Source organism: Paenibacillus sp. FSL M7-1455 (genome assembly GCF_038004655.1).
GTDB lineage: Bacteria > Bacillota > Bacilli > Paenibacillales > Paenibacillaceae > Paenibacillus_AQ > Paenibacillus_AQ cookii.
The window spans coordinates 3,040,488-3,063,798 of sequence record NZ_JBBORO010000001.1 but is presented as its reverse complement, the minus strand read 5'-3'; the positions used below and the strand labels follow the sequence as shown (position 1 = coordinate 3,063,798).

Here is a 23,311-nt window from a genome sequence, read left to right as displayed (position 1 = left end):
CGGCAGGCCAGGACTAAAAAAGTCTCAGCCTGCCGCTCGTGCAATTTCGTCAGCGGGTCCTAATCCTCCTTGCATGATTTGATGGAGTCATCGCTTAATTTCCGGCGGTACATCGCGATACATCGCGATCAAGCTTTGGCCGATCCGGTTTCCGGGCCGGACGATACTCCGCGGAGCCAGCTTCGGCGCCATTTCAGCTGCATCGCGATCGTCAGCGTCAGCGAAGCGGACGCAATGAAACTTAAAATGATGAAGCCTGGGGCGTACGAGCCTGTTGCTTGGTATAATCGACCCAATATTAGCGGCAACACATAACCTCCAAGTCCACCTGCAGCACCGACGATCCCGGTAACCAGGCCGATTTCGCCGGCAAACCGTTGGGGAACAAGCTGAAACACGGAACCGTTCCCCGCACCCAAGCACATCATGCCGATAAACAACAGCGCAACAACGATCCCAAGAGGAGGCAGGAAGGAGACGCCGATCAGCATCATCGCGGCTCCGGCATAGAGAAACTCAGCATCCGGGAGCCGCCGATGCGATCGGACAGAAAACCGCCTACGGGACGGAAGAAGCTGCCTGCAACGATGCAGATCGTGGTAATATCCGCAGCCTGAACCGCCGAAAGACCGTACTGGGTGTTGAAAAAGATCGTCAAATAGTTGGCGAGCCCGACAAAGCCGCCAAACGTCACGCAGTATAGGGCGCAGAATACCCAAGCATCACGTTGTTTGAGGACATGGGCATATTCGGACAGTCGTTTGGGAGCAGGTCGATCCGGACTGTTGCGGGCAAACAAAGAGAAATAGATGAAAACCAATGCAATAGGTATGATGGCGAGGCCGAACACGATTTCCCAGCTTCCAAAATGTTGGGCAAGACGATTGGCGAACAGGGTCGCGAGGACGGTGCCGCTGTTTCCGGCCCCGGCGATTCCCATCGCCAAGCCCTGATGTTCCTTGGGATACCATTGCCCGGCAAGGGGAAGAGCTGCAGCGAACGATGCTCCGGCAACGCCGAGAAGAACGGCAACGACGTACAGTTGATCGAGCGAATCGACCCACAACCAGCCTAATAAAAGAGGGATCAGGGTGACGATCATTCCCATTTGGGCCGATAGTTTGGGACCGAGGCGATCAGCGAGGAACCCTAATACCAGTCTGAGGATCGATCCCCCCAGCACGGGCAGCGCCACCAGATTTGCCTTTTGCACCGGGTCCATCGGATAATCCGCGGCAATTACCACCGCAAGGGGTCCAAGCAAGCCCCAAATCATAAAACTGATGTCGAAATACAAAAAAGCACCAAACAGGGAGGGCTTATGCCCGCTTTGCCAAAATCCTTTTCTCTCCATGGTTATCGCTCCTTATCCAGATGTATTTTTTTCTTTTTTCTCTGTTCATGCTGTCGATCTGTTGCTCCAGGCATAAAAAGGCCGCAAGTCGCCCTTTGCAAGAAAAGAACGATTCGCGGCCTCATTGCCCCAAACCCAAGACACCTCATTGTGCCTTTGTCTGAAATTAACAGTTGAATTTGATGATCACATTATAGATAAGAGGTCAATTGAATGTCAATATACATAACACGTTTGTTCAAAAAATTTAATTTAACACATTGAGACCATATTTTGCGTTACATATATTGACACAAACATTTGCATCAACTAATCTATATTTAACATACCGATTGAAACTCGGCACAATGTCGTGTCGGTCTGGTGGCAATGACGCCCTTTCCTGATTACAGGGGAGGGCGTTTTCTGTTTTCTTACATGAGTATGACATGGCGTTGGAGGGAGGAAGCTCATGAAGCGAAAGAAATTGCTTGTCGTTGGGAACGGCATGGCGGGGATAAAGTGTGTTGAGGAAATCCTGAAGCTTGAGCCGGAGCTCTTTGACATTACGGTATTCGGCGCCGAAGCCTATCCAAACTATAATCGGATCCTCTTATCCAAGGTTCTTCAAGGCGAACATGCCTTACAGGACTTGATCCTGAACGACTGGTCCTGGTATGAGCGGCACGGCATCCGGCTGCTGGCTGGCCAGCCCGTTCATCATATCGATCCGCAAGCCCGCTGCGTCGAGACGGTCAACGGCGTTCGGGAAACGTATGATGCGCTAATTCTGGCAACAGGCTCATCCCCGTTCATACCTCCCATTCCCGGAACGGATAAAGAAGGAGTTATCTCATTCCGGACGATCGACGATTGCGCGAAGATGTCCGAAATGTCCAAAAGGTACGCGAAAGCGGCCGTCATCGGCGGAGGGCTGTTAGGTTTGGAAGCTGCCCGAGGGCTTCTTCATCTCGGGATGGAAACCCAAGTGGTTCATAACGCCCCTTATATCATGAACCGGCAGCTGGATCAGACGGCTGCGCATATGCTTCAGAAAGAACTCGAAAGCCAAGGGATGCAATTCCATCTATCGAAGAACACCACGCGAATCGTCGGAGGCCGTACAAGAGTGCAGGGGCTTCGGTTTATGGACGGGACGCGGCTGGATGCCGGCGTGGTCGTCCTCGCCGTGGGAATCAGGCCCAATGCGGAACTGGCCCGAAGAAGCGGCATTCGTACGCAGCGGGCGATTCTGGTGGATGATTTCATGAGAACAAGCGATCCGCACATCTATGCAGTGGGAGAATGCGCGGAGCATCGGGGCGTGAGCTATGGCCTGGTTGCTCCCCTGTACGAGCAAGCGAAGGTGCTGGCCCGCGTCATCTGCGGGCGGGAGTCTGAACCGTATCGCGGGTCTATTCCATGCTCCCAGCTTAAAGTATCGGGAGTCGACGTTTTTTCCGCCGGCATCATCTCAGGGGACGGCGTTGAGACCGCTATTCAGCACTATGATGCCGTGTGCGGCACATACAAAAAAGTAACCATGCACAAAGGCAAAATTACCGGTGCGATCCTGTTCGGAGATACGTCGGAAGGGGCTGCATTGCTGGGGTTCGTGAAGCGAGGCGCGGCGGTTTCAGAGCTCCTTCCGCGTGAAAATGCGTCCAGCCCGGCGGCAACAGCGGCGGAGGCGCTGCCGGACCATGAAACGGTGTGCGCCTGCAATGGCGTCAGCAAAGCGGCAATCATCCGGGCCATTGCCGACCACGGTTTGCAAAGCGCCGAAGAGGTTAAGGAGCATACCAAAGCATCCGGTTCTTGCGGCGGCTGCCGGCCTATGGTGGCCGGGATCGTCAAAACGATGCGAAGCGGTAAAAGGAGGGAGAGGTTGCAGACGGCAGCAGGTACGCCGGCCGAAGTTCCTGTATGCGATTGTACGGAGCTTGGCCATGCTTCATTGAAGCAAGCCATGGTTCACGCCGTGAATGAAGGATGTCGTTCCATCCCGGAAATGATGGCGCATCTGGGCTGGAAGAAGGCGGGCGGGTGTGCAGCATGCTTCCCGGTCATCCGCTTTTACCTGGAAATAGCGGGTGTTGCGGACGATGAAGAACGGGCATCGGCAAGCAAGTCTTCGCTTAGCGGCGTTTTTGCAGGGCAGCCGCTTGATCGGGGAGTCCGGCTATACGTTGAAGACGGGGAAACTTCAGGACCGGCGGCTGCAAGCATTCGGCGTATTGGAGAATGGCTCCGCATCGGTTGGCAAGACGTGACGCTTCCTTATCCGGTAAGCGCTGGTGCAGGGTCGTCCATTAGCATATTGGTTCAAGGGATCGGCATTTCAGCTTGCCCTGCGGGTTGGGAGGTGTATCTCGGCGGGCATGCGGAGCATCCTGTCCGTGAAGGACAGCTGATCGGAGTTGCAGAACGCGAGGAAGACGCCGTTCGGCTCGTATTCGCTTGCCTGCAGTGGTATCGTCAGAACGGATTTTATGACGAACCGCTATGGATGTGGGTGGAGCGTACGGGCGTCATGGCGATCCGGGAGAATGTGCTTGACGTTGAACTCCAACAAGAGCTGGCAGAGAAGCTGGCGCGACGTTCAGTGAAAACTCGGGCCGGTTAAATCGTGAAAAATAGAAGGAAGAGCGGAAAATTCAAGGAAGAGGGTGGCATATTATGCTTCTTTGGGGTTCGGATGCGGGGGGAGCCCCGGCCAAGGCAGAGACTCAATGTCCTTTTTGCAGCGTACAGTGCAAGATGACGGTTACTCCCGGTGAGAAAGGCGTTCCGGGTCAGCACCGGACTGCGTACAAGGTTGAAGGTGTGCCGAACGCAGCTTCAGAAGGCAGGGTATGCGTCAAAGGCATGAATGCGCATCAGCATGCGGTCCATTCGCAGCGGCTGCTGCATCCGTTGGTCCGTTCGAACGGCGAACTTGTTCCTTGCTCCTGGGAAGAGGCAATTGAAATGATCAGCCGACGATTTCAGACCATATCGGAGCAGTACGGTCCGGATGCGAATGCCGTATACGGCGGAGGATCGCTGACCAATGAAACGGCCTATTTGCTCGGCAAATTTGCCAGGGTGGCGCTGGGCACGAGGCATATCGATTATAACGGTCGATTCTGCATGTCGGCTGCGGCCTCTGCAGCGAGCAAAACCTTTGGAATCGACAGAGGACTGACGTTCAGGCTGGCCGATATTCCCTTGGCCCGCTGCATCGTCCTTGCCGGCACCAATATCGCGGAGTGCCAGCCGACGCTGCTGCCATACTTTCACCAGGCGAAAGAGAACGGGGCGAAGATCGTAGTCATCGATCCGCGGAAAACGGCTACGGCCGCCATGGCTGATATCCACTTGCCGATCAGACCGGGGACGGATGCGTTGCTGGCTTCATCCATGCTTAAGATCATCATGGATGAAGGCTTTGTGGATGAAGCGTTCGTGCGGGGCAGAACGAACGGTTATGATGAGCTCATTGCCTATATGAGCGGGTTCGATCTGAATCGGGCCGCCGATCTGTGCGGATTGGAGGCGGAGCTGATCCGGGAGGCGGCCCGATGCTATGGCATGGCGGACACGGGAATGATATTGACAGCCCGCGGGGTGGAACAGCAGACGGATGGCCATCTGGCGGTGCTCCATTTTCTGAACCTGGTTTTGGCCACGGGGAAAATCGGTCGGGAAGGCTGCGGATACGGAGCCGTCACCGGCCAAGGGAATGGACAGGGCGGAAGAGAGCATGGGCAGAAGGCCGATCAACTGCCGGGCTACAGATCGATCGAGAAGGAGGAGGACCGTAAGTACGTTGCTTCCGTATGGGGTGTCGAAGCTTCAAGCTTGCCGGGAAAAGGCGTCTCCGCCTATGAGATGATGGAGCTGATACATCAGGGCAAGATCAAATCCCTCTTCGTGATGGGATCCAATCCCGTGGTTTCGAATCCGAACGCCGGGCATGCGGCGGCGGGCTTGAAAAACCTTGAGTTTCTGGTGGTTGCCGATATGTTCATGTCCGAAACGGCCCGATTGGCCGACCTCGTGCTGCCGGTAACCTCCTATTTGGAGAACGAAGGGACGCTGACGAATCTGGAGGGACGGGTCCTGCTGCGGACGGCTGGCCGACAGGCGCCGGGAGAAACGCGCCATGACTGGACGATCCTGTGCTCCATAGCAGATCGACTGGGCAAAGGGCCGTTTTTTCGCTTCAACGAACCAGAAGAGATTTTTAATGAGCTGAGACTGGCAAGCAAAGGAGGGATTGCGGATTATTACGGCATCACGTATGGCCGGTTGCGCCGGGAGGAAGGGGTGTATTGGCCCTGCCCTTCTCCTGAAGAAGACGGGGTCGGATTGCTGTTCCGACAATCGTTCGCCCATCCGGACGGGAAGGCTGTTTTCACCGCAACAGAGGGTGAGCGGTGGGCTGGCGCGTCCGGGGATTACCCGCTGATTCTAACCAATGGACGCGTATTGTCCCATTACCTGACCGGCGTGCAGACCCGCAGAAGTCCGACATTGCTTGCGCGCGAGCTTGAAAATTTCGCGGAGATTCATCCGTTGACCGCTCAGCGTTACCGGATCCGGGACGGCGAGTGGGTAGAGATCCTGTCGGAACATGGATCCTTTACCGTGCGCTGCAGAATGAAGGACCATATCCGGCAAGACACGTTGTTCGTTCCCATGCACTGGGGCGGGGTCCAGAACGTCAATCATGCTACGCGGCCGGAACTGGACCCGTTCTGCAAAATGCCCGGCTTCAAGACGACCGCTGTCCGGATCCGGCCTTTAAAGAATTAATCGACCACCGCGAAATGATCGTGCAATCTGCGCAGGCGGTAAGCATTCATGGCGAATTCGCGCAGATCCTCAAAAATGGCGTAATTCGCCCATGCTCCTGCCACTGCGCCGATCCCCGGCACCATTTGCAGCATTTTCCGAAAGTCGATGGCGTCGCGATATTCGATTTGAAACGTTTCCCAGTCCATGCTTCGGGAATATTCGGCGTCGGAGTGCCACTGCTCCTTCTCGAGATGCCAACGTTTGATGGAATCCAGCAGCCGGGCGCGATTTTCCGGTCCCGAAAACGTCATCTGAAACACCTTGAGAATGAATACCCGCTCGGAGAAGTCTTTCGTGTCATAACCGTAAACATGCGCCAGCTCGAACAAAAATTTCATCTTGATCGCAATGAAAGCCGGAAAGTCGACCAAGCCGAGCACGATGCCGCCAGCCCCCGTTCCGGCCCCTTCGGCAACCGCAATTTTTTGGTACAACGCAAACAACGCGTTCGCTTCTTGATCGGCAGCCTCCAGTTCCGGTTGACGCTGCACCGCGCGGCTGGGCGTATATTCCGCGCCGAACAGCGCCGTACGCACGATCGATCGGATCGTTGTCGTGATAATGTTGTGCACCTTCGGGGGAATCCAATGATTGATGCGATTGCCGATCGTTTTCGATGTTTTTTCCAGCCATCCGGGCGGTTTGAACATTTTTTGTTCCCATTCTGCAAGTTCCCTCTGTATTTTATCTTCGTAGTTCATGCTCGATCGCTCCTCCAAAAGACTATTGGCTTTATTGTAACGAAGTTCTCCGTGCTGCGGAACAGACCCCGGGAGGTGTCGGACCTCGACCAAAGTCCAGCATCCCCCGGAGATCGATAGGATGCACGCCTTCGATCGAGGCTTTTCGAGGTTGACCGGATCTCTATTTCTACGGCCAGCATCAACTTCATGATGGCGACAACCAAATTGTTACATGAAATCAGATAAGCACGTTCCGATCGGCATGCAGTTTACCAAATGAAAATGATTGTTTTCATGGGAACAAGATAATACAATTAGATTAGCGCTTACAAAATAAAACAGACTTCAAGATTTTGCAACTTTTCCAATTGAACAGCCAAGAGTGCAGCAGAGGGGGAACTGCGATGAAAAACAACGAATTGAAGAGGGGACTCGAAGCTCGTCACATTCAGATGATCGCTTTGGGCGGCACCATCGGTGTCGGGTTATTTATGGGCTCTGCAAGCACGATCCAATGGACAGGTCCATCGGTCATGCTTGCGTATGCCGTGGTAGGGATTTTTATCTTTTTTATCATGCGCGCAATGGGGGAAATGCAGTACGTTGAACCCAGCACGGGGTCGTTCGCGACTTTTGGCCATAAGTACATTCATCCATTGGCAGGCTATGCGACGGCATGGAGCAACTGGTTCCAGTGGGTCATTGTCGGGATGGCGGAGATCATTGCCGTCGGGACGTACATGAAGTATTGGTTTCCGGATTTGCCCGCATGGATTCCGGGGATCATCGCGATGGCGATTCTCGGCGCAGCCAACCTCATTTCCGTAAAATCGTTCGGCGAATTCGAGTTTTGGTTTGCGATGATTAAAATCGTGACCATCATATTGATGATCGTTGCAGGATTCGGCTTGATTTTCTTCGGAATCGGCAACGGCGGTCATGCGATCGGATTTTCGAACTTGTGGCAGCACGGAGGCTTTTTTACCGGTGGATGGTCGGGATTTTTCTTTGCGCTCTCGCTGGTGACCGGGGCCTACCAGGGTGTCGAGCTGATCGGGATTACGGCAGGCGAAGCGAAAAACCCGCAAAAAACGTTAATGAGCGCGACGCAAAGCATTATTTGGCGGATTCTGATCTTCTATATCGGCGCCATTTTTGTCATCGTAACGGTCTATCCTTGGAATCAATTGCAAGCCATCGGCAGCCCGTTCGTTGCCACTTTTGCGAAAATCGGCATTACCGCAGCGGCCGGGATCATCAACTTTGTCGTCATCACCTCTGCCATGTCAGGTTGCAACAGCGGGATATTTAGCGCGGGACGCATGTTATATACACTAGGCGTCAATGGACAAGCGCCGAAAATATTCACGAAATTGTCCCGTAACGGCGTGCCCCTGTTGGGAACGATCGGCGTACTCGTGGGTTTGGGAGTCGGCGTGGTGTTGAGTTATGTTGCGCCGGAAAATCTGTTCGTGCACGTATACAGCGCCAGCGTGCTTCCCGGTATGGTGCCGTGGTTCGTCATTCTCATCAGTCAAATCAAATTCAGAAAGGCCAAGGGGGATGGCATGAAGCAGCATCCGTTCAAAATGCCTCTCTCTCCAGTGACAAACTATGCAACCATTGCCTTTTTGATTATGGTGCTGGTCGGGATGTGGATGAACGACGATACGCGCATCTCCCTGATCATCGGCATCGTGTTTTTGGCCATTGTCGTGATCAGTTATTTCGCCTTTGGGGTCGGCAAGGCTGCTCCAAGAAGCGATCAAACAAGCGCTGAAAACCGCAGCAGATAAAATGGCGGCTAATATCCGCTTAAATGACCATAAACATCCCATTTTCAACGGAATGGGGTGTTTTTTTCATAAGGTTAGGAATTTTCGCTCGACCTATACGTTAACGTCAATGTTATAAATAGCCATATGTCATAATCATAGCGCCCCAGTTGATTTACCAATGAATAAACGATAAGGAGTTGAAACACAATCTATTCGATAGGTGACATCATTCAAAGAGTAAATATTAGTCGTAGAACACTGCATTATTATGATCAGATCAATCTGTTGAAACCAACAATAATCAACGAGAACGGATATCGTTACTACGATAAGAACGGCTTAATCAAACTTCAAACCATTCTTGCATTAAAATCAATGGATTATTCCTTGGATCAGATTAAAGTATTGCTTAACAGAAACGAAGCGCCACATAATCCGCGGCAAAACAATATAATGACCGTAGTCATTTATGACTGTGGTCATTTTTTGATGGGAGGAATTTTAAATCTTATGCTCAGAGAATCCAGAAAAAGAGATACGAGGGAAAAAATCGTACGGCATGCCGTCCAATTATTTAAAGAGAAGGGATACGACAATGTTACCGTAGATGAAATTACGCAAGTTTGCGTGCGTCGGGAAGGGAACGTAAAAGATCGGCTGATGAATATTTCCATGAATTATTGCACATTTATTCGAATCATACCAGCCTGCTGGGCCTTACCTTGATTGAAACGTTGAAGTCGGCCATTCTTTCGAATGAGGGTTCCACGAACCTTTCCGTGTTTCAAGAGGCCATTCGCAACTTATTGGAGGAAGCTCAGGAAGATGGGACGCTCCGCAGACGGTTCGACCCGAGGATCAGCGCTTCAGTACTGGCCGCAATCTTCTATCATACGCTGATTCATGAGTCACAAACGGCCGATGAAGAGAAGATGGTCGCCGTTTTACAGCAGCAGCTTGATGCGGTTTGGGAGGGGATTGCCGGTGAATAGGTTCAAAAAAATCATGAAAAGCAAGATCTTCCTGTTCATCATCGTGCTTATCGCCTTCATTTATTTGAACAACCGCTCTCTGTTCATGAAACAGCAGGACGGAAATCCGATGTTGCTGGCGCATCGCGGACTTGCACAGACTTATACGATGGAAGGCATTACGAACGATACTTGTACCGCCGAGCGAATCTACAGACCGGAGCACCCCTATCTGGAAAATACGATTTCCTCTATGGAAGCGGCGTTTCAAGCGGGGGCGGACATTGTTGAATTCGACGTACATATTACGAAGGACGATCAGTTTGCCGTGTTTCATGACTGGACGTTGGACTGCCGTACGAATATGAAAGGAGTGACCCGGGAGTATACCATGGCTGAATTAAAGGAGGCCGATATCGGCTACGGATATACGGCCGATGGCGGTGTTACGTACCCTTTTCGCGGAAAAGGGGTCGGTCTGATGCCGTCACTGACGGAAGTGTTGGAGCGGTTTCCGGATAAGCCGTTACTAATCGATGTAAAAAGCAACGATCCCGCCGAGGGGGAACTTCTGGCTAAATATTTGTCGAAGCTCCCGGTAAAGCAGCAAAGCTTGCTCGCGGTCTATGGGGGAGACGAACCGATAGCCGCATTAAAGGCAATGATGCCGGATATGCGCGTCATGTCGAAAGCGACGATGAAAAGTTGTATGATTCCTTACCTTTCTGCGGGATGGACCGGGTATGTACCGGCTGCGTGCAAGCATACGGAGCTGCATATACCAGACAAAATCGCGCCCTGGATATGGGGCTGGCCCGATAAGTTTCTGAATCGGATGAAGAAAGCCGATACTCGGGTGATCATCGTCGGAGGGGATGGAAGCGACTTTTCAAGCGGGTTCGATACGCCGGAGGATGTGAAACGGCTGCCGGCGAACTATTCAGGAGTCATATGGACGAACCGGATTGACCGAATTGCTCCATTATACCAATAGGCGAAATCCCAATATTCGCGAAATGGGTTATTATATAGTGTTGGTTACTTGAACGACCACCAATTCTATAGACGGGCAAGGGAGATCGAAGAGAGATTTTTGACAACCGTGATTTTTGATCATGGAGCAGGCCAAAGGGGCTTGCTTCTTTTTTTTCGGCTGCATAAGAAAGGTCATGAGAGAGCAGACCGGGTTCCTGACCAGCGGAGCACTAAGGATCTCTATGAGTATTGAGTAACTAGTTGCAATGTATCGAAAGAACGTGATGATGAATAAGTTTCAGTTTTGTAACATATTGTAGGACAAAATAAACAGATCGAGCCATTAGGCTCGGTTAAAGTCCATGGGTCCGATCGAAGTTGAAAAAGAAAATTCGTGGAAGTGTCTCAGTCAAGGAAGCATAATCAGCCGGACACACTCCGTTCACGGAGTGGAGTACAACTCTAACCTTTATTGTTACGAGGAACTTCATCACTTTACAAGGAAGAGGTGTGTTCATGCGTAAAATATTGAAGCAAAAATGGTTCGTATATGTGATTTGTATAAGTGTGCTGCTTACCACAGGTATGGATTTTTTGCCGAGTCTGATCGCTGACGGGCAGAAACACGATAGGTTGGCGACGTTTGTTCAAGAATCGAGTCCGCACGTTGTTTCTCCAAACGTGTCGTCCCCTGTTTATACTCCTATCGTTACTCAACCCCCTTTAGCCTCTCCCTCCTTGGAGGCCGAGGCTTTGCGTTCTGAAAAATTGGATGTGCGAAAATCCGTGGACTTATCTGGGACGGAGCAACTGCACATATATAGAGTGACAGCGACCTATCTGAATGTTCGAAGCGAGCCGACTGCGAAATCCCGGATTCTCGCGGTACAAGAGCATGGCAACAAGCTTCAAATCGTCGATGTAACGGGAAATGGATGGCTTAAGCTTAAGGATGGCGGATACGTACATAGCGGTTATGCGAAAAAAATGGAAGGGCAGACGTCGTCTTTGTATCCGGACCCCGTGACTACAACGAAACGCCCTGCACAAACGACTCCGAAGACGTCGGTCAAGTCAGCTTCGAAGCGATCCTCCGGCAATCCTTCGGCACCGTCGTCATCGATTCGTTCGGATTCGGGATTGGAGGTTTCGCACATTAAGGAATTGTTTCGCGGAACGGCGCTAGCGGGACACGGTCTCGAAGAAGCGGTGCTCGAAATCGAAGATAAGTACAATATTAATGCCTATTTCACAATTGCGGTCATGAAGCTCGAGAGCGGCAATGGGAAAAGCAAGCTTGCGACGAGGAAGAACAATTTGTTCGGACTGAACGCAACAGGAGGTTCGAACAAGAAAGCGTTCTATTTTAAATCGAAGGAAGATTGCGTGGAGAAATTCGGTCAACTCATCTCGAAGAACTATGTGAACAAAGGCTATACCACCATAGAGAAAGCCGCGAAAAAGTATTGCCCTGCAAATCCGGAATGGCCGCGGCTCGTGAAAGGGATCATGAAAAGCGACTATAAGAAAATATAAGGGGCAAAAGGTACCGCAGCCTTGCGACATGAAGAAGAACCCAGCGGAACAAGGTCGTTTTCGCTGGATTCGTTGCATCAAAGAGCGGTTGGGGGCGGATCAATATGGTTTCGGTTTTATCTCGCATGGTTTATGGACAAAATAAGCTTATTCTCTCTTGTAAACTTTGCAAAACTTCTACCGGCATCTCTCTGACTTTGATATCTTCACCCAGGAAAAGCAGCCAGTCTATGGCTTCGGTTAATTCTTCCGAATGCTCGACATGGATAAAAGTCTTTAAGATGGCGGTGGTTTGGAAAGGATTCGTATAAGATATGGAGAACTTTAAAGGATGGTATTTTTTGAACTGTAAAATCGCCTTTGGGCCGAGCTCCAGGACAAGGTTGCTGACTTCTTCCTGTTTGTTTAGCAGTTCTAAAATCTTTTTCCCGCTCACTCTTTTTTTCGCAGGATAGGGTTTGACATCGGTGAGATTGTCGACGGGCAAAATCCTTCTCTTTTCTTCCTCCAAGTCAAAAGCTTCAATATGCCACATGCTTTTTTCGCGATACAGATGAAGGAGGTAGATCGGGTAAGACTTAATTTCCTTATTTTCTTTGATGAAAACCCATAAATACCGGTCCAAAAGAAGGATTTGAATCAGGTTTTCCAACATCGGATGGGGCAGGTCGGTCAGATCGAGCAGATCGGGATTATTGGGATTCGTTCCTTCGAAAAGCAAAATTTGATTCAAAAGAACAAGGTCGTCTTGCTGATTCTCCGAGATGAGGCCCAGCAATTTTTCGGCCAAAGACTGGCGGCTTTTTAAATAAGGGAGCTGTTGATTCCTAGTGGCCATAAAGGCGATAAAAAGGGCTTTGATTTCATTATCGGTAAAGCGGACGGTGGGCAGGACGGAGTTGTTCATGACAAAATAACCGCCATCCCTCCCGACTTCGGCGAGAAGCGGCATCCCCATGCTTTTGATTTCCCGGATATCGCGGATCGCCGTCGAACGTGAGATGTTAAATTCCCGCATGAGTTCAGAAATGGTGAAGTGGGCTCGGTTGTTGATATATCGCATCATGGTATTAATCCGCTCAACTTTTTTCATCGGACGCTCCTAAACAGTATCATTTTTTGACATGATTTAAAGTTATTATAAACCCATCAAGTGAAAACGCAAATCATTTGATCAATTTAAAGAAGAGGAAGGTTTTGAACATGGCCAATTATACTCTTGAGGAAAAAGACAGCTTCACCGTTTTGGGAATCGGAACCGAGCTTCAAAGCGATTACACGGACTATTCCGGCATCAACAAGGAAAAAGCAGCATTTTGGGATGCGGTGAAACAGGATGGAAGACTTGACGCTTTAAAGGCCGTTGCCGCAAACGACTACATTTTTGCCGTAAACGAAGCGGTCAATAACAAAATGATGTATTATGCCGGCGTGATGACGGACGCATCGTTACCGGAAGCGACAAGAGTGATCCAGTTTCCTAAAGGGGAATACCTCGTCGTACAAGGGGAAGCAAAAACGTCCGATGAATTGAGTCTTATGCTGACCGGCATCGCTTTTGGGCAAGTGTTGCCGGAGGTCGGGAATGTTGCTTATGTCGGCGGCCCGAACGCAGCGGTGGAGATGGGGCAGCGGAACGGCCTGGTGTTTGGGGAAATGTGGATTCCGGTCGTTAGGAAATAACGGGGGCGTTATGCTCCCGATGCAAGTTTTGCTCGAAGCTGATTCTCTGTAGTAACGCTCACAAAACTAAGTTGATGCTTCCGATGCAAGTTTTGCTCGAAGCTGATTCCCTGTAGTAACGCTCACAAAACTAAGTTGATGCTTTCGATGCAAGTTTTGCTCGAAGCTGATTCGCAGCAGTAACGCTCACAAAACTCTTAGGAGAGATGAACATGTCCTATATCGTCGACTTTAAAAACGTATCCACGGTGGGTTTGGAGTCTTCGCCCGTAGCAGAAGCGCTCGCCGGTTTGCGAGCAAACGAAGCCCGTTACTTTATGAACAAATACAAGCATGAATTTACGGTGGTGCCGGCAAGCGAAAGCCAGGAGACTCTTGATTACGTGAACCGGATTCTAAAAGAAGAACGCGATCTTGCGTTTGCGGCCAAGCCTTTAGAAACGTCGCAATTCCAGGTGGAAAATATCAAATGGACCTATGTTTTTTATGAGGACGGTCTAGAGGTGAACGTCTTGTACACGATTGACGACCCCAAGAAGCGCGCCGTTGGTTTTAAGCTATCGGAGGGGATGGAGGTACCGCAGGAGTTGGAAGGGAAGTTCAAATTCGCTAGACAAAAGTCTAAATTGGCTGGTACCATTCGGGGTTCGTTTTTCGTCATCAAAGGAGAATACTAAAGGAAACGCAGGTGCATGCAGGTTTATAAGATGAAGAGAGCAGCGATACATCCGCGGCTCTTTTTGTTTTTCTATATCATTTCTATTTTCTAAGGTGTATATCATTTATAACGAGGAGCTGAAATGTATTAGTCCGCTATCTTAAAGGTGCCGGCGCATGGTTGTTTATCGGAATGCTGCTCTTTTTTCTAACTGTTCCGTTCCATCGCGATTATATAAAAACCCAGCTTTTATTCGTCGCACTGTATAACTATTTTTGTTGTTTGCTTGGAGCCGTGTTGTTTTTTGTCCTTACAAAAGTAAAAATGGAATCTGCGTATTGGATGGGTTTCCCGCTCTTTATCGTTTTGGGCTTCCTGGCATCGCTTAGCTTTCCGCCTTTGTATTTCATTTTTGTCGCAGGCTCTTTCGTTTTTTATTTCGTACAACCGGTAAAAAATAAGGTTTTGTCTTCGATTTTGGCGGTCTCCGGCCCCCTTCTCTTAGTGATTCTCTTGTTGGTGATCTAATTCGTGGGGGCGGGAACGGACTACGAAGACTTCGATTGTTGGATGGCAGTTTCGATATAGGATCTTAATTTTTTGATAAACGTCCGCATCGCATATCCGACATAGCGGTCGCTGCGATAGATCAGACAAATATCCTGCGAAGGGGTCGGATTTCTCAAAGGTATGACTTTGATGTCTTGGCGGTTAAGGTTATCCAGCAGGAGCCGCGGCAGCACGCATGCGCCGACTCCGCTTTGTACCATCTGGAGAAGGGAAGATAACGTTGTCGTCACCATATGCGGCTGCAGCGCAAATCCGTTATCCATGCAAAAGCGGTCGATCAGCTTGCGGCATTGATGTTCGGGTGGAAACATGACCATTTTCAAGGAACGCAGCTTGTTCAAGGGAATCAAGCTCTCCGCGGCCAGAGGATCATCCCTGCTTACCGCCAATGCGAACTCCTCGTGAAACAGAGGGATTGAAGTGAGGCGTTCGTCGCTAACAGGTCCGATGGTGACGCCGACATCGATGCTTCGGTCCAACACTTGCTCGGTTACTTTCATGGTTTCCAGAAGGGACAGCGAAATGGCGGGATAGGTTTGATGGAAGTCCAGCAGCAAAGCATTAAACATGAGATCCGCATCTCCTGGCAAAACGCCGATGGATAGCGATCCGCCTTGCATCTTCTTCAGGTCGGCAATCGCGTCGCTCGCTTGCTGCAGATGCCCGAACATCGCGGCGCCATGTTCGCGAAGAATCGCACCGGCTTCAGTTAAGACAATTGTTTTCCCCACACGATCGAACAACAGAACACCTAATTCTTCTTCCAATCTCCTTATCTGCTGGCTGACGTTGGGGGCGCTGACTCCCATTTTTGCTTTCGATTGCATCGCCGAATGGATGGTACACGTTAGTTTTACTTCATCTTCCTTATTCTGTCAACGAGTGATCGTTAACTTTTGCTTAACGATACGGTAACGCCCACTGCATTGATGGGAAGTTCCGCGGGACCTATACTGGGATCAGATCAAGCGGTTCTCAATGACAAAGGAGGAAATGAGCATGTCTGAAATGATCATTAACACGGCTAAAACGATACGTCAAGTGGTGCTGCAGCAGGTGAACGCGATTCCTGAGGAACGGTTTGACGTTCAAGCGGCAGGATTCAACAATACCATCCGTTGGAACGTCGGCCATATCATTTATTGGATGGACCGGTATGCAACCCTGAGCTTCGGCTCCCCGACAGCCATACCCGACTTGTATGAAACGTTGTTTAACTCCGGTACGAAACCTTCGGACTGGACATTTGCCCCTCCATCAAAGGAACTACTGGTCGAAATGTTAACGGCACAGCTTTCCCGCCTATCCGAGCTGACGCCAGCAATGCTGGACGACAAGCCTTCGACTCCTTATGCTTTGGGTCCTTTCCAATTCCACACCGCCGGCGAGTTGTTCAACTTCGCTTTGATTCACGAAGCCATCCACCTCGGCACGATTTCGAGCCAGCTTAAGGTTCTGTCAAGCTAACTGCCCTATATGAGCAGGCGCCCTTTCTCTATAGCGTTTCATGAAACAAGTGGCTTGATGAAAAGGATGATGGTAACGATCAATGAACCATAATGAGGAGGATTCTCTCATGGAAAAATACGCAGGCTCAGTCCCATCCCGAACTCGCGACGTGTTTGATGCTTTTAAGCAGGCTTTGGAAACGGGGGATACGGACGATTTTCTTCAAAAGGCGACGGAAGATTTTCGGTTCTCCGTTCCGCTCCCGCTGGAAGGGTGGAATGACGAGCAGCAAGGCATAAAGCGGTTCGAGGATTTGGTCCGTTTCGAACGTTCCGTGTTTCAAATGCAGTTGACTCCGCTTATCGTGCTTGAAAATGAAGATAACGGGATGGTGGTTTTTCGCTCGGAAGGTTCGTTGAACGGGCGGGATTTTCGCAATGAGCTTGCCATCGTTTTCGAGTTCGAAGGGGAGCGGGTCCGTTCCTTCCGCGAATATGTCGGAATGCCGTTAAAAAACTACGAGAACCCATAATTAGGTACTGACATGAACTTATGGCGATTGGGAGTTTAAACAAGCAAGTCCCGACAGCAAGTCGTTTATTTTTCATTGCATGAAATGACCGTCTTTGAAGGAGTTCGGATACGACAAAAGCATAGCGGAAATCAAAAAAAGAACCTGAATCGTATGATCAGGTTCTCAGGCTGTCGAGAAACCCCCTGTTTTTTTGCAGGGGGTTTAAAATTGCCTCGTCGGTCACTGAAGTAGGGTTCTCAGAGCGCTTTAAATCGATTTTTATTTTAAAAGATATGATTCCCCATATAAAAAATAGAGTGTCGAAAAGTCCGTTGGACTTTCTCGACACTCTGGAACCTGAATCGTATGATCAGGTTCTTTTTTTATTGCATATAAACAGACGTGATGATATAATCAGACCACGACTGACATTTGATAAAAGTCTATATGTATCTCATCTTACAATTTAATTGTAGCATGCCGAAAATTTCTTGTCAAATGTTTTTTTATTTCATGGTTAGGAGAGATGTGGAATGAGATCGTTGGTTCTCGATTTTCAGGAAATGCAACAAACGCAGCTTGGGCTCGTAGGCGGGAAAGGATTGCATTTAGGGGAATTATCCAAAATCGAAGGGATCCAAGTTCCCGAAGGATTTTGCGTGACCACCGAAGCCTATCAAAAAGCCATCGAGCCAAACGAAACGTATCAAGCGTTGCTCCATCGACTAACCATGCTAAACGCAGAGGCTCGAGAACAAATGGGCGAAATCAGCAGGGAGATCAGACAAACCATATTGGATGTAGAAATTCCTTCCGATGTTGCGGATGCCGTTGTTCGTTATCTCTCCCGGTTTGGAGAGGAACAAGCTTTTGCCGTGCGTTCCAGCGCGACCGCCGAGGATTTGCCGCATGCTTCTTTTGCGGGACAGCAGGACACCTACTTAAACATCATCGGCGTCGACGCCATCCTGCAGCATATCCGCAAATGCTGGGCGTCCCTTTTTACGGATCGCGCGGTCATGTACCGGATGCAAAACGGATTCGACCATCGTCAAGTTTATTTATCCGTGATCGTTCAAAAGATGGTTTTCCCTCAGGCTTCAGGGATCTTATTTACCGCCGATCCGATGAGCGGAAGCCGAAAGCTGCTTGCCATCGATGCCGGGTACGGCCTGGGAGAAGCGTTGGTCTCCGGTATAGTAACTGCCGATCATTACAAGGTACGGGAAGGAGAAATCGCCGACAAGAGGATCGCAACCAAAACATTGGCGATTTATGGCCGAAAAGAAGGCGGAACGGAAACCAAGCCGATCGATCCCGATCTACAAAAGACTCAAACGCTTACGGATGATCAAATTTTAAGATTGGCACGCATCGGGAGACGAATCGAAGCTTATTTCGACCAGCCGCAAGATATTGAGTGGTGTTTGGCTCAGGATACCTTCCATATTGTTCAGAGTCGTCCCATCACGACTTTATTTCCGATTCCTGCAGAGAATGATCAAGAAAACCACGTCTACATCTCTGTGGGCCATCAACAAATGATGACCGATCCCATAAAACCATTGGGATTGTCTTTTTACCTGTTAACCACTCCCGCACCCATGCGTACAGCCGGCGGCAGGTTGTTTGTTGATGTTGCGCCTCGGCTGGCTACCTCTGCCGGACGGGAAGCTTTATTAAATACCGTGGGATCCGATCCGCTCATCAAAGGCGCACTCATGACCATCATCGAACGGGATTTTATAAAATTGTTACCCCATGATCCAACGGCACCGGTTCCGGGCAGAGGAAATACAGGTATGCCGGCTGCATTCGAGAGCGATCCGGCAATCGTTTCGGATTTGATTAAGCGTAGTGAAACCTCGATCGAAGAGTTAAAACAAAACATTCAAGGGAAATCGGGGCCGGATTTGTTTGATTTCATTCTGGAAGATATCCAGGAATTAAGGCGGATTCTATTCGACCCGCAAAGTACGGCTGTGTTTATGGCTGCGATGAATGCTTCGGCATGGATCAATGACAACATGAACGCATGGTTGGGCGAAAAAAACGCGGCAGACACGCTTTCCCAATCGGTAGACGGCAATATTACTTCGGAGATGGGCCTGGCGCTGATGGATGTCGCCGATGTCATTCGTCCTTATCCGGAAGTGATTGACTATTTGCAGCTGACCAAAGACGATAACTTTCTGGATGAGCTGGTGAAGTTTGATGGCGGCCAGGAAAGCCGGGACGCGATCCAAGGGTTTCTCGACAAATATGGCATGCGCTGTGCCGGAGAAATCGACTTGACCCGGACCCGTTGGAGCGAAAAACCGATCACGCTTGTCCCGTTGATTTTGGGCAACATCAAAAACTTTGAGCCTAACGCCAGCCGCCGCAAATTTGAACAAGGGCGCCGGGAGGCTTTGGCCAAGGAACAAGAGTTGATCCATCGCTTGAAGCAACTGCCGGACGGCGAACAAAAAGCCAAAGAAACGAAACGGATGATCGACCTCGTCCGGAATTTCATCGGCTACCGGGAATATCCCAAATACGGCATGGTGAATCGCTATTTCGTTTATAAGCAGGCTTTGCTGAAAGAAGCCGAACGGCTCGTGCAAGCGGGCGTGATCCGTGAAAAAGAAGATATCTACTACCTCGCTTTCGAAGAGCTTCACGAAGCCGCGCGCACAAAGAAACTGGATGACCGGATCATCAGCAAACGGAAAGAAGAGTACCAACGTTATGAAAAACTGTCTCCACCGCGCGTAATGACGTCGGATGGCGAAATCATCAGAGGGGAATACAACCGGGAAAATCTTCCGGATGGAGCATTAGCAGGCCTTGCCGTTTCCTCCGGAGTGATCGAGGGACGCGCACGCGTCATATGGAACATGGAAGATGCCGATCTGGAAGACGGCGATATCTTAGTCACCGCTTATACCGACCCCAGCTGGACGCCATTATTTGTATCCATAAAAGGTCTGGTCACCGAAGTCGGCGGACTGATGACCCATGGCGCCGTGATCGCGCGCGAATATGGCTTGCCGGCTGTTGTCGGAGTGGAGAATGCTACCGGGTTGATCAAGGACGGGCAGCGAATTCGCGTCAATGGAACGGAAGGGTATGTTGAAATATTGTAATGGGGTCCGTATAAAATGGTATGGGTAGGAACACATGGGCGTCGACAGCAGATCGTGACCGGTCTGGACGAGCCGGAGTAAGAGCATGCAGAGCGTCCTGGAGATAACCCGGGCGCTCTTTTTTATTTATAGGCTTCTTTCCAACAAGGTTCCGACTTGTTTGGCCATGACTTTCGGGGGATAGGGCATCCCGTTTTTGATCCACCATTCAATGACCCCGACATAGGCCGTTCCGGCATACTGCAGCATCACGTCCTCGTTTAAATCCGCATTTTTTCCGCTTTCTTTGTCAATCTCGCCTCTAAACCCTTCCTTAAAAGAAGCAAGAAGCCGGGTTCTGAAAGAGGATGGCATCCCTTTGCTGGCTAACATGGTGGAAAAAAGCAAGTAATTTTTCTCGAAATATTCGAAATAAGGAACCAGGGCATCGGTCCATTCCAACTCGCACGCCCATGTATCCATCTCCTTTAATTCATTAATATGGGTTTCCATGATTTTATCCAACAAATCATATTTGTCCTGATAATGCAGATAAATGGTACCGCGGTTTACATTGGCCTGGTCGGCAATGTCCTGAATGGTAATGTCGTCGAAATTTTTGACGGCCATCAGTTCGATGACCGCTTTTTTTAAGGATTCTTGCGTTTTAACAATTCTTCGGTCGACTTTTGCCATCGTGATCCCCACCTGACTTCCAAGATAATGGACACTTTTCGTTATTATGTTGATATTTGAACAAAACGCGTTATTTTAACCATTGAACTTCGTTTTCTTCCTTCTATAATAATAGACACGAGTTGATTAAACAACCTCTTTCGCTTATTGTTTTCTGTCGATACGTCGTTCTAAATTTTTATCAACTGGAGGTCCTATACTATGATTCATGCTAAAGCACGTGCTGTTTTCGGTCCGGAAGGCCCATTCGAATTAACGACAATCGAGCGCAGGGATCTTAAGCCGCATGATGTTCTCATCGAGATCAAATACGCGGGCATTTGCCACTCCGATATCCATACCGCTCGCGGCGATTGGGGGCCGGTCCAATATCCTCTCGTACCCGGACACGAGATCGCCGGCATTGTCGCCCAAGTTGGATCGGACGTTACGAAATATTCGATTGGCGACCGAGTAGGAGTAGGCTGCATGGTGGATTCCTGCGGAGAATGCGAAAGCTGCCGCAAGGGAGAGGAGCAATATTGCCATCATGGTCATACGGGGACTTACGCCGCGATCGACAGATACGGCCAATACACGCAGGGCGGTTATTCCACCCACATCGTCGTAACCGAAGATTTCGTCGTCCGCATTCCCGACGGCATCGCCCTGGATGCCGCCGCACCGCTTTTGTGCGCCGGAATTACGACGTATTCGCCGCTTCGCCATTGGGGCGCCGCGCCGGGCAAAAAGGTCGCGGTGGTTGGACTCGGCGGGCTTGGACACATGGCCGTGAAGCTCGCCCATGCTATGGGGGCGGAGGTAACGGTTTTATCTCAGACGCTGAAGAAAAAGGAAGACGGTTTAAAGCTTGGCGCGGACCATTATTATGCCACCAGCGATCCGGAAACGTTTACGACGCTGGCCAACACGTTCGATCTGATCGTGAATACGGTAAACGCAAAGATTGATTTAAATGCCTACCTCTCGCTGCTGGCCGTCGACGGCACCTTGGTCAACGTCGGTGCTCCGCCGGAGGCATTGCCTGTGCAAGTGTTTTCCCTTATCCCGCATCGCCGGTCGTTTGCCGGATCGGCCATCGGGGGCATTCGGGAAACGCAGGAAATGCTTGATTTCTGTGCCGAACACCGCATTACGCCTGAAATCGAGCTGATCTCCGCCAATCAGATTGATGAAGCTTGGGAACGCGTTCTTGCTTCGGATGTCCGGTACCGGTTCGTCATCGACATCGGCACGATGGGCAAGGAATAAGGAGAATCCGGATGTTCTTTCAGACCGTCCGGCAATCTCGTTTAAGAGTCGCAGATCAGCGGCTCTTTTTTGTTAAAGCGAGGGACGATTAGGACGCTGTTCAAAAAAGGGTCATCCCGCACTGCGCAAAACGTATTTCAGAATGTATAGGGATAAAGCTGAAGTCGCATCCTACAGGAAAAAGGATTTTACCCAGGAGGCAACTGAAATGGATCAGGAAAAAACCAAATCCAAACAAGCCGAGGCCGAGGACCGGTTCCCAAGTACCAACTCCCTCAAAGAGACGCAAGCAGCAAAAGACGTCGAAGCATCCGAGGAACTCAACGGCAGCGATTTTCGATCCGCATTTAAAAATCCGGTGACGGGCGAAGAGCGACTTTACTAATTCCTTTTTATATCCGGACCCTTTTTCCTCAAGCAGGATTGCAAAACGTTGTAAGCAGCATACAAGAGCGTAAAAACTCCCAACTATTCAGGCGGGAGTTTTTTTGGCGACTCCATGCTTTTTTGCTTGAATGGACTTGAACGAGAAGGGAAGGAGCAGAAAGTTAGAAATTTCTGTCCAGCAATATCCCTGTTTGTTCTGCCATGGCTCGCGCAGGGATCGGCATTCCGTTTCTGAACCACCATTCCACGGCCCCCACGACCGCCGCCCCCAAAAATTGAAGAACGACCTCTTTGTTTAAGCCTTGATTTTTCCCTTCGGTTACGTCGACTTCAACCTTATACTCTTGGATGACTAAATCAAGGAATCGGCTTCGAAAATAAGCCGCGCTTTTGGTGTTTAACATGGTTGAAAAGAACAGATGATTGTCCGCGAAGTATTCAAACCAGACGTAATTCCCTTCCTGGAAGCTCATTTCGGATGCAGCGTGGCAGAGCTCGCGAAGATTGTTGATATGTTCCTCGATGATTTTATCCAGCAAATCATATTTATCCATGTAATGGAGGTATATGGTTCCCCGATTCACATTGGCCCTGTCGGAAATGTCCCGAATGGTAATGTCCTCAAAGTTTTTTTCTGTCATCAGTTCAAGAATGGCTTTTTTTATGGCTTCTTGGGATTTGACAACCCTGCGATCCCGTTTGGTCATTTCGCTGTTCCTCCCTCAGATAATCGGCAATAGTTGAGATTTTGTTGAATAATCCACACATCGCAAGAAATTGATCATTGAACCTTTAAGGTTACTGATTAGAATTATAGACGAGAGTTGATTATTCGATCAATGTTCATTTAATTCTAGGGCGATTGACATGTTTTCATT

The 23,311-nt window shown here is 49.8% G+C and carries 19 protein-coding genes and 1 pseudogene; 14 read left to right on the top strand and 6 right to left on the bottom strand.

What is annotated here, in order from left to right:
• Positions 1 to 128: 128 nt before the first annotated feature.
• A pseudogene (locus NYE48_RS14125) lies at positions 129 to 1,354 on the bottom strand (nitrate/nitrite transporter).
• 451 nt (positions 1,355 to 1,805) lie between these two features.
• Between NYE48_RS14125 and nirB the strand changes: the two are divergent.
• Both nirB and nasC read left to right on the top strand, forming a co-directional pair.
• Positions 1,806 to 3,959 (top strand): nitrite reductase large subunit NirB, encoded by a 2,154-nt coding sequence (gene nirB, locus NYE48_RS14120; RefSeq protein WP_340999116.1) that lies wholly within the window; start codon positions 1,806 to 1,808, stop codon positions 3,957 to 3,959.
• Positions 3,960 to 4,012: 53 nt separating this feature from the next.
• Positions 4,013 to 6,133 carry an assimilatory nitrate reductase catalytic subunit NasC gene (gene nasC / locus NYE48_RS14115; protein ID WP_340999115.1) on the top strand — a complete coding sequence of 707 codons (2,121 nt, stop codon included), beginning with the start codon at positions 4,013 to 4,015 and terminating at the stop codon, positions 6,131 to 6,133.
• Here nasC and NYE48_RS14110 read toward each other — a convergent pair.
• Positions 6,130 to 6,876, bottom strand: a complete 747-nt coding sequence (locus NYE48_RS14110) for an EcsC family protein (protein ID WP_340999114.1) — start codon at positions 6,874 to 6,876, stop codon at positions 6,130 to 6,132. The two genes, nasC and NYE48_RS14110, sit on opposite strands and share 4 nt — an antisense overlap.
• Before the next feature lie 386 nt (positions 6,877 to 7,262).
• Here NYE48_RS14110 and NYE48_RS14105 point away from each other — a divergent pair, with 386 nt between their 5' ends.
• The 5 genes from NYE48_RS14105 (at position 7,263) to NYE48_RS14085 (ending at position 12,118) form a co-directional block, all read left to right on the top strand.
• On the top strand, positions 7,263 to 8,654 hold the full coding sequence (locus NYE48_RS14105) for an amino acid permease (RefSeq protein ID WP_340999113.1): 1,392 nt from the start codon (positions 7,263 to 7,265) through the stop codon (positions 8,652 to 8,654).
• Between the two features lie 189 nt (positions 8,655 to 8,843).
• Entirely contained in the window at positions 8,844 to 9,362 is a 519-nt protein-coding gene (locus NYE48_RS14100) for a MerR family transcriptional regulator (RefSeq protein WP_341000659.1), read from the top strand.
• On the top strand, positions 9,359 to 9,628 hold the full coding sequence (locus NYE48_RS14095; RefSeq protein WP_340999112.1) for a hypothetical protein: 270 nt from the start codon (positions 9,359 to 9,361) through the stop codon (positions 9,626 to 9,628). Before NYE48_RS14100 ends, NYE48_RS14095 begins: the two co-directional genes overlap by 4 nt.
• Complete coding sequence (locus NYE48_RS14090) at positions 9,621 to 10,601, top strand: glycerophosphodiester phosphodiesterase family protein (RefSeq protein WP_340999111.1); 981 nt, start codon at positions 9,621 to 9,623, stop codon at positions 10,599 to 10,601. The genes NYE48_RS14095 and NYE48_RS14090 overlap by 8 nt, the downstream gene beginning before the upstream one ends.
• Before the next feature lie 497 nt (positions 10,602 to 11,098).
• Complete coding sequence (locus NYE48_RS14085) at positions 11,099 to 12,118, top strand: glucosaminidase domain-containing protein (protein ID WP_340999110.1); 1,020 nt, start codon at positions 11,099 to 11,101, stop codon at positions 12,116 to 12,118.
• 130 nt (positions 12,119 to 12,248) lie between these two features.
• On the opposite strand, the gene NYE48_RS14080 is transcribed toward NYE48_RS14085, so the two are convergent.
• Positions 12,249 to 13,211 carry a helix-turn-helix transcriptional regulator gene (locus NYE48_RS14080; protein WP_340999109.1) on the bottom strand — a complete coding sequence of 321 codons (963 nt, stop codon included), beginning with the start codon at positions 13,209 to 13,211 and terminating at the stop codon, positions 12,249 to 12,251.
• Between the two features lie 110 nt (positions 13,212 to 13,321).
• Between NYE48_RS14080 and NYE48_RS14075 the strand changes: the two genes are divergently transcribed.
• Entirely contained in the window at positions 13,322 to 13,801 is a 480-nt protein-coding gene (locus NYE48_RS14075) for a GyrI-like domain-containing protein (RefSeq protein ID WP_340999108.1), read from the top strand.
• Positions 13,802 to 14,013: 212 nt separating this feature from the next.
• Positions 14,014 to 14,478, top strand: a complete 465-nt coding sequence (locus NYE48_RS14070; RefSeq protein ID WP_036715134.1) for a hypothetical protein — start codon at positions 14,014 to 14,016, stop codon at positions 14,476 to 14,478.
• Positions 14,479 to 15,007: 529 nt separating this feature from the next.
• Here NYE48_RS14070 and NYE48_RS14065 read toward each other — a convergent pair.
• The gene (locus NYE48_RS14065) at positions 15,008 to 15,856 is read right to left on the bottom strand and encodes a LysR family transcriptional regulator (protein WP_340999107.1); all 849 of its coding nucleotides are present in this window, start codon (positions 15,854 to 15,856) and stop codon (positions 15,008 to 15,010) included.
• 172 nt (positions 15,857 to 16,028) lie between these two features.
• Here NYE48_RS14065 and NYE48_RS14060 point away from each other — a divergent pair, with 172 nt between their 5' ends.
• From NYE48_RS14060 to ppsA, 3 genes are all read left to right on the top strand, one after another.
• Positions 16,029 to 16,496 carry a DinB family protein gene (locus NYE48_RS14060; RefSeq protein ID WP_340999106.1) on the top strand — a complete coding sequence of 156 codons (468 nt, stop codon included), beginning with the start codon at positions 16,029 to 16,031 and terminating at the stop codon, positions 16,494 to 16,496.
• 109 nt (positions 16,497 to 16,605) lie between these two features.
• On the top strand, positions 16,606 to 17,010 hold the full coding sequence (locus tag NYE48_RS14055) for a nuclear transport factor 2 family protein (RefSeq protein WP_340999105.1): 405 nt from the start codon (positions 16,606 to 16,608) through the stop codon (positions 17,008 to 17,010).
• A gap of 515 nt (positions 17,011 to 17,525) precedes the next feature.
• Complete coding sequence (ppsA, locus tag NYE48_RS14050; protein WP_340999104.1) at positions 17,526 to 20,120, top strand: phosphoenolpyruvate synthase; 2,595 nt, start codon at positions 17,526 to 17,528, stop codon at positions 20,118 to 20,120.
• Between the two features lie 126 nt (positions 20,121 to 20,246).
• On the opposite strand, the gene NYE48_RS14045 is transcribed toward ppsA, so the two are convergent.
• The gene (locus NYE48_RS14045; protein WP_340999103.1) at positions 20,247 to 20,795 is read right to left on the bottom strand and encodes a TetR/AcrR family transcriptional regulator; all 549 of its coding nucleotides are present in this window, start codon (positions 20,793 to 20,795) and stop codon (positions 20,247 to 20,249) included.
• Between the two features lie 201 nt (positions 20,796 to 20,996).
• On the opposite strand from NYE48_RS14045, the gene NYE48_RS14040 reads away from it, so the two are divergent.
• Positions 20,997 to 22,046, top strand: coding sequence for an NAD(P)-dependent alcohol dehydrogenase (locus NYE48_RS14040; RefSeq protein WP_340999102.1), 1,050 nt, complete (start codon positions 20,997 to 20,999; stop codon positions 22,044 to 22,046).
• Positions 22,047 to 22,254: 208 nt separating this feature from the next.
• Positions 22,255 to 22,431: a hypothetical protein gene (locus NYE48_RS14035; protein WP_212952250.1), complete on the top strand. Its 177-nt coding sequence runs from the start codon at positions 22,255 to 22,257 to the stop codon at positions 22,429 to 22,431.
• Between the two features lie 163 nt (positions 22,432 to 22,594).
• Here the strand turns inward: NYE48_RS14035 and NYE48_RS14030 are convergent, their stop codons facing one another.
• The gene (locus NYE48_RS14030) at positions 22,595 to 23,140 is read right to left on the bottom strand and encodes a TetR/AcrR family transcriptional regulator (protein ID WP_340999101.1); all 546 of its coding nucleotides are present in this window, start codon (positions 23,138 to 23,140) and stop codon (positions 22,595 to 22,597) included.
• Positions 23,141 to 23,311 lie beyond the last annotated feature (171 nt).

Bases quoted from the DNA above. Each gene is read 5' to 3' on its own strand.
- nirB (WP_340999116.1), top strand. From the start codon at position 1,806: ATGAAGCGAAAGAAATTGCTTGTCGTTGGGAACGGCATGGCGGGGATA.
- nasC (WP_340999115.1), top strand. From the start codon at position 4,013: ATGCTTCTTTGGGGTTCGGATGCGGGGGGAGCCCCGGCCAAGGCAGAG.
- NYE48_RS14110 (WP_340999114.1), bottom strand. From the start codon at position 6,876: ATGAACTACGAAGATAAAATACAGAGGGAACTTGCAGAATGGGAACAA.
- NYE48_RS14105 (WP_340999113.1), top strand. From the start codon at position 7,263: ATGAAAAACAACGAATTGAAGAGGGGACTCGAAGCTCGTCACATTCAG.
- NYE48_RS14085 (WP_340999110.1), top strand. From the start codon at position 11,099: ATGCGTAAAATATTGAAGCAAAAATGGTTCGTATATGTGATTTGTATA.
- NYE48_RS14080 (WP_340999109.1), bottom strand. From the start codon at position 13,211: ATGAAAAAAGTTGAGCGGATTAATACCATGATGCGATATATCAACAAC.
- NYE48_RS14075 (WP_340999108.1), top strand. From the start codon at position 13,322: ATGGCCAATTATACTCTTGAGGAAAAAGACAGCTTCACCGTTTTGGGA.
- NYE48_RS14070 (WP_036715134.1), top strand. From the start codon at position 14,014: ATGTCCTATATCGTCGACTTTAAAAACGTATCCACGGTGGGTTTGGAG.
- NYE48_RS14065 (WP_340999107.1), bottom strand. From the start codon at position 15,856: ATGCAATCGAAAGCAAAAATGGGAGTCAGCGCCCCCAACGTCAGCCAG.
- NYE48_RS14060 (WP_340999106.1), top strand. From the start codon at position 16,029: ATGTCTGAAATGATCATTAACACGGCTAAAACGATACGTCAAGTGGTG.
- NYE48_RS14055 (WP_340999105.1), top strand. From the start codon at position 16,606: ATGGAAAAATACGCAGGCTCAGTCCCATCCCGAACTCGCGACGTGTTT.
- ppsA (WP_340999104.1), top strand. From the start codon at position 17,526: ATGAGATCGTTGGTTCTCGATTTTCAGGAAATGCAACAAACGCAGCTT.
- NYE48_RS14045 (WP_340999103.1), bottom strand. From the start codon at position 20,795: ATGGCAAAAGTCGACCGAAGAATTGTTAAAACGCAAGAATCCTTAAAA.
- NYE48_RS14040 (WP_340999102.1), top strand. From the start codon at position 20,997: ATGATTCATGCTAAAGCACGTGCTGTTTTCGGTCCGGAAGGCCCATTC.
- NYE48_RS14035 (WP_212952250.1), top strand. From the start codon at position 22,255: ATGGATCAGGAAAAAACCAAATCCAAACAAGCCGAGGCCGAGGACCGG.
- NYE48_RS14030 (WP_340999101.1), bottom strand. From the start codon at position 23,140: ATGACCAAACGGGATCGCAGGGTTGTCAAATCCCAAGAAGCCATAAAA.